The sequence below is a fragment of the Microcoleus sp. FACHB-68 genome, assembly GCF_014695715.1.
In the GTDB taxonomy this organism is placed as follows: domain Bacteria; phylum Cyanobacteriota; class Cyanobacteriia; order Cyanobacteriales; family Oscillatoriaceae; genus FACHB-68.
In genome coordinates this window covers 149,025-161,063 of the sequence record NZ_JACJOT010000016.1, presented here as the reverse complement: position 1 = coordinate 161,063, position 12,039 = coordinate 149,025, and the positions used below count along the sequence as shown (strand labels likewise).

At 48.4% G+C, this 12,039-nt stretch carries 5 protein-coding genes; 1 reads left to right on the top strand and 4 read right to left on the bottom strand.

Annotation, left to right across the window (positions count from 1 at the left end):
• Positions 1–136 precede the first annotated feature (136 nt).
• On the top strand, positions 137–379 hold the full coding sequence (locus H6F73_RS22095; protein WP_190760911.1) for a hypothetical protein: 243 nt from the start codon (positions 137–139) through the stop codon (positions 377–379).
• Positions 380–613: 234 nt separating this feature from the next.
• Here H6F73_RS22095 and H6F73_RS22090 read toward each other — a convergent pair whose 3' ends face one another.
• The 4 genes from H6F73_RS22090 to H6F73_RS22075 all read right to left on the bottom strand — a co-directional run bounded on the left by H6F73_RS22090 (position 614) and on the right by H6F73_RS22075 (position 12,032).
• A complete protein-coding gene (locus tag H6F73_RS22090; RefSeq protein ID WP_190760910.1) occupies positions 614–8,287 on the bottom strand; it encodes a CHAT domain-containing protein in 7,674 nt (2,557 codons plus the stop codon).
• A 304-nt stretch (positions 8,288–8,591) separates the two neighbouring features.
• Positions 8,592–9,593 (bottom strand): zinc-dependent alcohol dehydrogenase family protein, encoded by a 1,002-nt coding sequence (locus tag H6F73_RS22085; protein WP_190760909.1) that lies wholly within the window; start codon positions 9,591–9,593, stop codon positions 8,592–8,594.
• Positions 9,594–9,930: 337 nt separating this feature from the next.
• The gene (locus tag H6F73_RS22080; protein ID WP_190760908.1) at positions 9,931–10,638 is read right to left on the bottom strand and encodes an ROK family protein; all 708 of its coding nucleotides are present in this window, start codon (positions 10,636–10,638) and stop codon (positions 9,931–9,933) included.
• Between the two features lie 89 nt (positions 10,639–10,727).
• Positions 10,728–12,032, bottom strand: a complete 1,305-nt coding sequence (locus tag H6F73_RS22075; protein WP_190760906.1) for a dihydrolipoamide acetyltransferase family protein — start codon at positions 12,030–12,032, stop codon at positions 10,728–10,730.
• Between the last annotated feature and the right edge of the window lie 7 nt (positions 12,033–12,039).

Below are 12,039 nucleotides of genomic sequence, written 5' to 3'. Positions count from 1 at the left end.
ATAAAATTGCAAATCTTTATTTATAAAGTTTTTATTAATTTATATAATATTTAGAAATAAATAGTTAACTAAAAGTGCTTTTAAAAATTGCTCATAAAATTTACTTTTTTTTGAAATAAATCGTTGGACATAAAAATTGTCCGAATCAACCCCTGGCTGTCGCCGGCTAAATGTTGCCTGGGATGGGCGTTTGGCCGTTAAAAGAGCAGTTCCAGAAACGATTTTACCCGACTTCATGGAGAAAAGGACATTTTCTGTGACTGTAAGGCTGTCTGAAGGAAGTACCTTAAGAGCGCATACCAGACGCTACAGCTCGAATTTTGAACCGGCAGCGGGTTATGGGGTGGGTGCGCCGGCAGCAGTGAGGGAAACACAATGACAGATTATCGCTGATTGAAACCGGCCTTTTCGCGATTTTAAGCTTAAACCTGTCTTTTCTGGCTAAGCGCTCGCTGCCAGTGCTGTCGGTGTTGCTGCCACAATTACGAGCATCAAAGCAAAAAATAATACAAATAGCAACCTGAAAAAAAAAAGACATTGGGTAATTTTAAATTGACAAAATGTAGCCGATGTACCCCTTTAAATCACAACTGACTTTAACATCATCAAACAACTACCACGGACTACCAATCATTGTAAAGCCGGCCCAAAAGTAAGGATGTTTGAGTAACTGGCTCTGCTTCTGTGCTAGAGAAGAGGGCGACGCGAGGCGTTCTTTAGGTGTTATCAACTCACCATCTTGTAGATAGATTTGACCACTGAGCATAGCCAGTTGCGCCTGCCTGAGAGCTTCCGATTTGATCGGAGCGGTTTTAAGCTGCCGGTAAAACTCACTCATCAGCGCCAACGTACCTTTATCACTGACATACCACAAACTCGCCATTGCCGATTTGACGCCGGCACCGACTGCTAAGCCGGCAAAGCCTAACTCTGCCTGCTTATCGCCTACCGCCGTGCGACAGGCACTTAGCACCAATAACTGCACTTGGGGATTATTCCAATCCATTTGCCGCAGTTGATTCATTTGTAACTTTTTGTCCCACATTTGAATGTAGGAATTACTGGCATTTCCCGAATTAAATTCGCCATGCGTTGCCAAGTGAATAATCCCATAGGGGTAGTTTTCTCGGAGAGATTGCAAGTTTTGTAAGGTGAATTTTTGATTAAGGTAATAATCTTTTGACTGTGTTTCTTGGGCGATGTTAGCTAATTCTAATGGCACCGCCGGCAAATCTGGAAGCTCATTAAATTCTGAAGCTCCCATTGCCAAAATCGGCATATTTTGTACAGATTCATAGCGTAAATCAGTCAGCGTCATACTGGGGATCAGGCTAAAATTGTACTTTTCAATTAAAAATTGTTTGCCATTATGTAAAGCTGCAATGGGTAAGGATCGCAAGCCTGCATCCATTGAAAACAGCAGCGTCTCAATGCCTTGGGCTTTTAGCTCCGGCTCTAGGGGGGCGATGATCCACTGATAAAGTTGTTGGGCATTGAGCAAATAGCCGGTGCTATTGAGTTTTAAGGGATTGGTGATTTGATGGCGAAACTGCTCAGCCACTTGCAGCACAGTCTCTTCCGGGATAGGAACACTCTTGTGAATTGGTTTGCCTTCTGCTGTAAACAAGATGAGTTCTAATTGCTCTGGCTGGGCTATTACATAAATAATGGCTGAGCGGTTGCCGATTTCACGGGCAATTGTTTTGAGAACCTCTTGAATACTTTCCGCAGTCATCAAGGTGGGGGCTTCCATCTCATAGTAATCCCCAACTTCCTGACTCTGAAGTTGCTCGATCTGCGGGACTGCTGCCTCGATATTCCCGGAAGCGAGGTTATTTTTTACCAGTGTAGCGAGGTTGACTTCAGCACCGGCATCGGGCATACCCGACATTCGCTGTGACAGATTGGAACCTTCGCGGGAGCCAAAAACCTCAATCTCTCCTGCCAGAGAACCTACCTTGTGGGGGACTGCTGCCTTTATGCTGCCTCGCCCTACCCAGTTTGAACCCTCTGTGGGGAGTTCGGAGATTTGGGAGTTGCTTGTATTTCCCGTGGCAAGTGGGTTTTCTGCTTGAGCCAGTTCCCCACCTATTGCCGGCACGGCTGGAGAGGGTGTACCAATCCCAACCGGCTCAGCCAGTTCCCCGCCTATTGCCGGCACTGTAGGAGCGACGTTACCACTGCCTGATAAAACAGGATTGCTGGCTGTGCCGGTATTTATAGGAGTCGTTGATAAAACAGGATTGCTGGCTGTGCCGGTATTTATAGGAGTCGTTGATAAAACAGGATTGCTGGCTGTGCCGGTATTGATGGGAGTCGTTACTGTCTCTGAGGGAGGAGTGTTAAGGTTTGGTACGATTTGAGGCTCAATAACCAAAATTGGCTGGTTGTTAGCCGCATTTGGCACCTGTGTCGATGGTGTGCGTGTTTGAACCTCCGTTGGGGGGGAGACATTACAGTTAACCCCTGTACAGTTACTATTTGGCGCTGGAGTAATAGTTGGTGCCGGTGTGGGTTCGGGAATGGGTGCCGGCGCTGGGGTAGGTTCAGGAGTTGGTGCTGGGGTAGGTTCGGGAATGGGTATAGGCGCTGGAGTAATTGTGGGTGTCGGTGTAGGTTCAGGAATGGGTGTAGGCGTTGGAGTAATTGTGGGTGTCGGTGTGGGTTGGGGAATGGGTGTAGGCGCTGGAGTAATTGTGGGTGCCGGTGTCGGTTCAGGAATTGGTGGCGGTGCTGGAGTAATTGTGGGTGTCGGTGTCGGTTCAGGAATGAAAGTCGGTTCAGGAATGGGTGCCGGCGTGGTAATGATTTGAATATTGCCTTGAGTATAAGGGCCGGGAAACGATTGAATGGGGGAGATGGCATTTGTTGAACTGCCAACAATTGCAGCAGCCGTGCCGTTGGTTGTGGCATCACCGACAACAAAGGGTTGATTAACCGGATAACCGCCGCCATGCCGAATCACTATCTCGCCATTTGCTGCACCACCGGCAGAGGAAATACTGCAACCATTTAGGCAGAAGTTTGAGGAAAACGAGCCTGGAACCCGAATAAAATTACTCGCTTCAACCGTAACATTACCGCCTGTACCGGAAGCGCTTTCGGCATTAATAGTATTAACCGTAATATCAATGGGGTCGATTATTACATCACCGGCTTTACCCGATGTAGTGCTGGAGTTGATATCACCGGCATTAATAACTCCTGCACCCAGCACTGTGATATTGCCGCCGCCGGTTGATCCAGAAGCGTTTAAGTTGCCTGAGTAGACGTTGCCGGTGAGTGCTTCTAGGCGAATCTCACCGCCATTACCCGTGCTGTTGCTCGTGTTAATTGTGCCGGCACTGGTGTTGATGCTGCCGGTGGTGCTGGTTGCAGTCACCGCTCGACCTGGATTTATAATATTGCCGGCGATAATATCTCTATCGGCAGAGAGCGTAATCGTGGCGTTATCCGTGCCGCTGAGGGTGCCGCTGGTAAAATTAATCGAGCCACCGGGAGCGAGGGAACGTATCGTTACCGGATCATTAAACGTTAAATTTCCTGTCTGAGTAATAACGCCGCTGCTATTAGCGCTTCCGATAAAAATTTGGGAAAATCCATTTTGTAAGGTATTCAATTCGCCGGAGTCTAAATTCAAGCGAGTGTCTGCCACAGTGCCGCCGACAGTCATGCCTAAACTGGGAGTGAGCTGCTGCAACACGAGGCTGCCGGTGCCTCTAATTTGGGTATTGCCTTGTAAATCAATTTCATCGGCACTTAACGTAACCGTGCCGGTAGCGCCGACTCCTGTCGGGTTAATCGAGCCATTTTGCACCAGAATTCCTGCCGCACCATTTGCACCTGTGCCGGTGAGGCTAATATTTCCCATGCCGGTTGCTTCGACAATGCCGTTATTCGTTGAAAAGAGGCTGCGTAATATAATGCCGTTGTTATTGCTGCCCGTCGCTTCACTCGTTCCCGTCAGAAAAATATTTCCAACGCCTGTAGAGCGCACTGTGGCACTGTCTCGGATTTCTATCCCGTAACCTTCATTGCCACCTTTCCCTGTACCCGTCAGCCGAATATCCCCATCTATAGCGCTAATCAGGGAATTAATATCCCCCAGATCGATACCCACACCAACTTGCGGTTCACTACTGCCACCAGTCCCCTCAAGGGTGATACTACCCGAACCCGTGGCTCGCACTGTCGCGCCGCTAAAAAGGATGATGCCGGTACTGCCGTTGCCTGTGGCGTTGGCAGAAGCGGTGCCAGTCAGGCTAATATTGCCGGTGCCGGTTGTTTCTATGATGCCGCTATTGCGAAAAATAATACCGTGGTTATGACTGCCGGCTCCTGTGCTGTTCCCCGTTAGAAAAATATTCCCAACGCCTGTAGAGCGCACTGCACCGCCGTTTTGAACTTCTATACCAAAACCGTTACTACCGCCGTTGCCAGTACCTGTAAGCCTAATATCCCCATCTACGGCACCGATCATTGAGTTAATGCCTGCCACATCGATCCCAATGCCGGCTGAGGTTGAATTGCCGGCAATCCCTTCAAAGGAAACTGTGCCGATGCCGCTAGTTTGCACCAATGCCCCGCCATAAAGCGCGATGCCAGTGTTTCCAGTTCCAATAGCATTAGCAGAGCCGGTGCCATTGAGGCTAATATTGCCGCCTGTGGTTTGCACAGTGCCGCTATTGGTGCTTGAATACTGGCGGAGGATAATGCCGTGGTTCTGGCTGCCCGTCGCCGTGCTGTTTCCTGTTAGGGAAATATCCCCACCGGCTGTGGAATCGACTGTAGCCCCGCTGCGAATTTCAATGCCGAAACCGTCATCAATGCCGCTGCCTGTACCTGTCAGGTTGATATTCCCACTGGTGGAGCTAATAATCGAGTCATTGGTATGATCGATGCCAATATTACCAGTTGCTCCATTACCGCCGCTACCTTGGAGTGTGACGCTGCCGGTGCCGGTGGCTTGCACTGTACTGTTAGAAAGATTGATCGCGGTGTTATTGTTTCCGGTGCCGCTAGGAGAGCCGGTGCCATTGAGCGTAATATTCCCTGTGCCGGTGGATTGCACCACCGCACCGCTGTCAAGATAAATTCCTAGGTTGAAGTTCCCAGTGCCATTACCGGCACCTGTGAGTGTGATATCTCCATCCGCTGAACTCACCCTGGAACCGGCTCCAGTCAGGTTTATCCCATGATTGGCACTGTCCCCAACACCGCCGGTGCCTGTTAGTTGAATCGTTCCCGCGCCGTTTGTTTGCACCTGGCTGTTACTAATGTAAATGCCTTCATTACCCGAACCCGTGGATGCTCCTGTGCCGGTGAGTGCAATGTTTCCACCTCCAGCATTAATGCTGCTATTGAGGATACTAACCCCTTCACTGGCTGAAACATTGCTTATACCGTTACCCGTGAGGTTGCCACCGTTTGTATTAATCGTGGCATTGCTGATAGAAAGTGTGCCATTACCTGTCCCGTCGGCATCAGCAATGAGATCGATATTTCCATTGGTGGTGATATTGCTATTGACTGTTATATTGCTGCCGACAATTGCGCTCAAGGAAGGAGCGTTGAGGGTAAAACCATTGGTGCTGATAGTGCCGGCACCTACAGGTGAGCGCAAAATTAGTGGATCATTAAAGATAACGTTATTTCCTAAAGAGATGGCACCGCTGCTGTTATCGCGTCCGATAGTGATGGCACTAAAACCATCTTGCAAAACGCCGATCTCTGTATCGGTAATATCCAAGATTCCGGTGTTAGCGCTATCAGCAGCCCCGATGGTAATCGGCTGATTAACTGTAAACGGCTGGAGGGTAAGGCTACCAGTTCCAGATACAGAGCTGGCAAAGTTAATCTCATCACCCGTTAGCGTTAAATTGCCCAATGCAGCGCTATCGCCTACCGCATTTGCAAAACTGATGGTGCCGGTGCCGGCATTAACCGCCAGATCGAAGCTACCGTTCACCGTATTGTTAAATGAAATATTTCCTGATATGTCTCTGTTCCTAATAATGATGTTATTGTTAATAACAACTGGGCTGTTGAAAACGATAGGATTATTGTTAGTTTCTACATCGCTATTGAGATTAATAATGCCATTGCTGCTCGTTAATTGAATGCTTCCTCCCGGAGTGGGAAAACTCCCATAGGCAAGGATATAATTTGTAAAGATGCTTCCGCTAGCAGTGAGGCTAATATCGCTGCCGTTCCCAGCGGCATAACTTACTGAGTATAAATTCCCTGCCAGTATATCACCGCTACTGCTGTTCAGGGTAATCTTGCCCCCATTGCCGCTGCCACTAGATGCGATAATATCGCCTGTTTGAATATTGCCGCCAGCACTAATATTAACCTGACCCCCGTTACCACTATAAGAACCCGTAATGTAGGCTTGCGCCTCAATATTGCCGGCTGTAATTGTGCCGACTGGCGCGGATAAAGTAACATTCCCGCCAGTTGGAAAATTCAAATCTCCTAAAAAATCATCATTAGCCTTAGTATCAATATTTCCTATCTGAAGATTGCCGCTATTAGCAGTTAAATTAATGCTGCCGGCTGGGGCAACATTGGAATCACTGGTAATAATATTTCCTACCGTTATACTAGCTCCAGAAACGGTTAAGTTTCTCCCTAAAGCGCTAATTGTGTCGCTAGTGTTCATTGAAAAAGAACCGCCTCCAACATTATCGGCATCCGCCGTAAATGTAATTGAGCCGGTGCCAGGTTGAAAAGTGAGGAAATTGTCTGTTAAGTCATTAATTGTAATATTATTGCTGGCTTCGAGGAGGACATTACTATTACCTGATAGGGTTTCCAGTGCGGTTTCAGAAATGGTATAGGATGTGCCGGCATCTTCTCCTGAGAGGATTTGAGCGTCCGCTACTTGGGGATCGTTCGCACCGGCACTTCCATCAATAATAGTGATATCTACCGGATCGAGCAGTAAACTGCCGAAATTGCCTGTAGTCGCGCTTAAATCTGCACTGCCTCGAAAAATTAGTGTTTGTTTGCCGGATACTTCTGCAAACCCGCCATTGCCTGAATTGCTACCGCCACGAGCGCTCAGATGGCCAAAAAAGCCGATTGTCTGATCCGCCCAGACGATAACTCGTCCGCCATTCCCGTTTAACAACGCATCGGCATTAATAACGGAGTCACGGCTAACAAAGGTGCGTAAGGCATTAGGGACGCTTCCTAAACCTTTGTAATCTCCTCCAATTCGCACATCTCCGCCGCCGTTGCTACCAGAAGCATTGATGCCGGCGTTAAATAACCCAACTTTGTCGCCAAAAAGGTTAACTTCTCCCCCACTTCCTGCCGCTACCGCAGACACATCAATATTGCCGGCTGTAATTGTTGTTCCGCTGTTTGTGGGGATAGTAATTCCAGACCCTGCTAACTGTACCGTACCATCAGGATTAACCGTTAATTCTGTTGCATGATTAATATTTCCACCTGTAAGTAACTGCGGTAAAGATGGAATCGGTAAGATCCAGTTTTCTGGTAAAGATGCCGTGCCGACATTTGCAATGGGTTGAACTTCTAAACTTAATAAATGTCCCTGTTGAGAAAGACGCACGAGGCTGTCTCCGGGGATTGCTGCCAGGGTAATATTGCCTGCCGGTGCCCTCAAGTTTCCGGTATTAATAACTGTGCCACCTAAAAAGGTGAGATTTTGCCCCTGGGAAACGCTCAAATCACCAAAATTGACGATTCCACCCGGATGACTCATTGGGAAGGCAAAGGCGCTGGGAGTCCCCACTAAAGCCGCATAATCATTCACTCCAGAAGCGCTAAACCAACGTGATCCAAATCCAATTCCGCCGGCAGTTGTCGCCGTGAAAGAAGCCGGCACGTTTAAGCTGGAATTTGGGCCAAATACGATGCCGGCTGGATTCATTAAAAATAAGTTGGAATTGCCGCCGGTTACTTGAATTAATCCGTTGATATAGGAAGCGTTACCGCCGCTGATGCGTCCTAAAATATTTTCAATTTGCGGATTAGAAACAAAATTAGCAATCTCACCTGAATTTAAGCCAAAGCGCTCAAAGCTATGGAATAAATTCGCCTGATCCTTCGAGAGCTGTCCTCCAGTAATGTTAATGGTGTTGCCGTTTTGAGTCGTCGTTGTGTTGGTTCCATCAGTTGCCGGTTTAATCGATTGTGCCGGCACTTGTGAAGGCATCAGTAAACAGGACAAACTCAACACAAAAACAGAACTCGAAAACCGCCGAACTCCTTTTGATTTGCGTACTTTGAGGGTTGACTTATGTAAATTGTTCATGTTAAGCGCCAAAGCTTGCTCTTACAGGATAGCTTCAGCATCCGTTGTCTGTTAAGGGGCTATGGCTGCGCTTGCTCTAAAAAAACGAAACTTTAATAAGTTTTTACAATGACTATGTCGTTTTTTCACAAATACGATTAAATTTAAGCCAGTTTAGTAGGATGGGTTGCGCTTCGCTTAACCCACCCTACTGATAAATTAAAGTTCAATGCGCGACATCGATCAACTTGTTGTGAATCACCCTATAGCCGCTTAAATTACTTTAACAAGGCTAGGCGTGAACGACAGACAACCCAAAGAATTATTAGTCGATCAGCAAGACAATCTTGCCAGTCATCGAACCCGTTTCTTGGAGTCGATGAGCTGCTACAGCCTCTTGCAATGGAAACGTTTTACCCAAATGAATTTTGAGCCGGCCCTCATCAATCAGAGTGGCACATTGTTGCAAAATCTTTGCCTGATCTTCCTGATATTTCGCCAAGCCTTGAAACATCGGTGTGAGCATCAGTTCTAGACTAATTCGCAAGTTTCGTAGCCGAGCGACTTTCAAATTTCCATCTTCAGGTGCTGGCTCTAAAATGGTGACAATATCGCCATAAACTCGCACCGCTGGACAACTTTTATAAAACGTTTCTCCCCCAACGGTATCGAAAACAATATCCGCACCTTCTCCATCCGTCCAGTCTAAAGTTGCTTGAACAAAGTCCGTTTCTTTGTACAAAATCGCTAAATCAGCACCGAGTTGCCGGACAAACTCCGCTTTTTCTTCATCTCCCACCGTTGTGCAAACCTCAGCACCTTGCAATTTTGCCAGTTGAATTGCCACATGACCAACCCCACCGGCACCGGCATGAATTAACACTTTTTGGCCGGCTTGCAAGCGTGCGCGATCATAAAGCGCTTCCCAAGCCGTCAACAGAACCAGAGGCGCTGCTGCGGCTTCAGCAAAGCTCAATGAAGCCGGTTTTTTAGCTGCAAAGCGCTCATCAATAACCGCATATTCTGCATAGTTGCCGGTAGAGCCACCAAGTCCACCATTGCAGAAATAAACTTCATCGCCGGCATTAAACTTACTAACAGCACTGCCGGTTGCTTCCACAATGCCGGCACCGTCGCATCCCAAAACTGCCGGTGTTTGATCAGGGTAAAAAGTCCCCCGTTTACGAAGTTTAGTATCGATGGGATTAACCCCGGCTGCTTTTAACCGCACTAAAATTTCTGTATCTTTTTCAATATTCGGTTGTGGAATATCTTGTAATTGCAAGACTTCTGGATCGCCGGCTGCGGTCATCACCACTGCTTTCATAATTGCATTCCCTGTTTAACTGCTTTGCTCGATTAGCTAGATCCTACCTCACTCTAATTCAATCGGAGCCAACAGCACCCTACCGATAACCCACCTTTAAAAATTACCAATTTTCTGGTTGCAAAATTTCTCGACAGCAACCCAAATAATTATATTACCGATAAAAACCCCAACCTTCCCAAAAAACCGCAGATCACAACCTCATAATCTTAAAACATCAAAAAAACTAAAAATATTATCCTCCCAACCCTTAACCCATCTGTGTTTATCTGTGTGCATCTGTGGTTAAAAAACTCTTGAAAAACCCTGTTGGTAATCGCAAAAGCCTCGACCGTTTTTAATCGCGCCACAAAGCAATACCGCCTAATAAACCACTAATATTCGGCACAATTTTGACATTTGCCGGCAACTCCAGCGAGACTTTTTTCGCCTCACCGCCGCCAATATAAAGGCAATCATAATTAAACAAACGTCCAAGGGTGCCAATCGCTTTTTCCAAGCGCCGGTTCCACCGTTTTTGACCGATATCATCCAACGCCGTACGCCTTAATTGTTGTTCGTAGGTTTCCCCCTTGCGAAATGGATGATGTCCCATTTCTAAATTCGGCACTAATTTACCGTTCACAAAGAGTGCAGAACCAAAGCCGGTGCCCAAAGTAACCACCAGTTCAACTCCGTTGCCGGCAATTGCGCCCATTCCCTGCATATCCGCATCATTTGCCACGCGCACCGGCTTGCCTAACCGCTCTTGCAGCGCCGCCGCCAGGTCAAATTCCATCCAAGCTGGGTCTAAATTTACCGCCGTATAAGTAACCCCGTTTCGCACCACACCGGGAAATCCCACAGAGACGCGATCAAATTCTCCCTGTCCGGCGGCTAATTGGGCGATCACCGCGAGTACCGCATCCGGTTTGGGGGGTTGCGGCGTCTCCATCCGACTACGTTCCGTCAGCGGTTCACCGGCTTCATCCAAGACGATTACTTTAATACCACTGCCGCCAATGTCTACGGCTAGGGTGCGGGCCGATCCAGTTGTTTCAACCATTTTAGGCAAAAGATGAGGTGGTTGATGATAGTTCGAGATCCCCCAACTCCCCTTAACAAGAGGCGCTGGGGTATCCCAGGAGAGTCTTCCTACATAGTCAGTGATTGAGTATTTGTTTCAATCAATTTTGCCAAATCCTGCAAGAATGCCGCAGCATCGGCACCGTAGATAATCCGGTGGTCACAGGTGATATTGACCGTCATTTGCCGGCGTACACCCATCATGCCATCTTCGGTCGCCACCACTTGAGGCCGCGCCCCTCCAATTGCCAGAATGGAACCTTGTCCAGGCGGCAAAATCGCATCGAAGCTATCCACCCCGTACATTCCCAGGTTTGACAAAGTGAAGGTTCCTGTGGTATATTCCGCCGGCTGTAATTGCTTGGCTCTGGAGCGCTCCACTAAATCCTTCCAGCTGCGAGACAGGGAGTAAATATCAACTTGATCGGCATTTTGTAACACCGGCGTGATCAAGCCGCCGCCTTCCATTGCCACGGCTACCGCAATATTGATTCCGGAGTTATGCTGAATTCCCGCATCTGTGTAGCTGGCATTTAGCAGCGGGTGTTTTTGCAGTGTCACCGCCACGGCTTTTGCCAGCAGGGCCGTCATGGTAACGCCTTTGGACTTGATTTGCTTGTAAAGCTTATCTAAATTGTCCGTGGTAATGGTGTAACCCACACGGAACACCGGCACTTGCAAACTCGCCACCATATTCCGCACCACTGCATTTTGCAGGGTGTTGAAGGGCACCACTTGGCCCGGTGCCACAGATACCGGGGCGGCGGGGGCTGCCGGCTTCACTTGAGGTGCCGGGGCCGGGGCCGGTGTCGGTGTCGGGGATGTCATTCCTGGCGTTGCTGTGGCACCCACCGGCTGTTTCGCCTTCCCGGCAGCCGCTTCCACATCCTCTGCCACGATCCGGCCATGTGGGCCACTTCCGTGCAGGGACTTCAAATCAACGTTAAGTTCCTTTGCCAGCTTCTTAGCGCGGGGTGAGGCAATACTGCGTCCGTTTTGCCGGCTGGTGCTTGCCTGAGTAATTGCCGGTTCTTCAACTTTGGACTGAGTTGCTGCTGCCGGCTCAGGAGTTGCACTTTTTGCTGCCGGCTGACTTTTGCCAGCGGCTTGCTGCTTGGCGCTTTCAATTTCTGCTTCTGTTTCGGCGACTAAAGCGATGGCAGCACCAACCGGGGCGGTGTCGCCGGCAGATACGATGATCGTGGCTAGATACCCTTCATAGAAGGACTCCACATCCATATCTGCCTTGTCAGACTCGACCACCACCACCGTTTCACCTTTTTCGATTTTGTCCCCTGGAGATTTTTCCCAAGAGACGATTTTGCCTTCGGTCATGGTGGAACTGAGGGCCGGCATGAAAACTTCGTGAATCATAAGGAGG

What these genes read in the sequence shown, in the direction of transcription:
- H6F73_RS22080 (WP_190760908.1), bottom strand. Translation starts at nt 10,638, where the DNA reads ATGGTTGAAACAACTGGATCGGCCCGCACCCTAGCCGTAGACATTGGC.
- H6F73_RS22085 (WP_190760909.1), bottom strand. Translation starts at nt 9,593, where the DNA reads ATGAAAGCAGTGGTGATGACCGCAGCCGGCGATCCAGAAGTCTTGCAA.
- H6F73_RS22090 (WP_190760910.1), bottom strand. Translation starts at nt 8,287, where the DNA reads ATGAACAATTTACATAAGTCAACCCTCAAAGTACGCAAATCAAAAGGA.
- H6F73_RS22075 (WP_190760906.1), bottom strand. Translation starts at nt 12,032, where the DNA reads ATGATTCACGAAGTTTTCATGCCGGCCCTCAGTTCCACCATGACCGAA.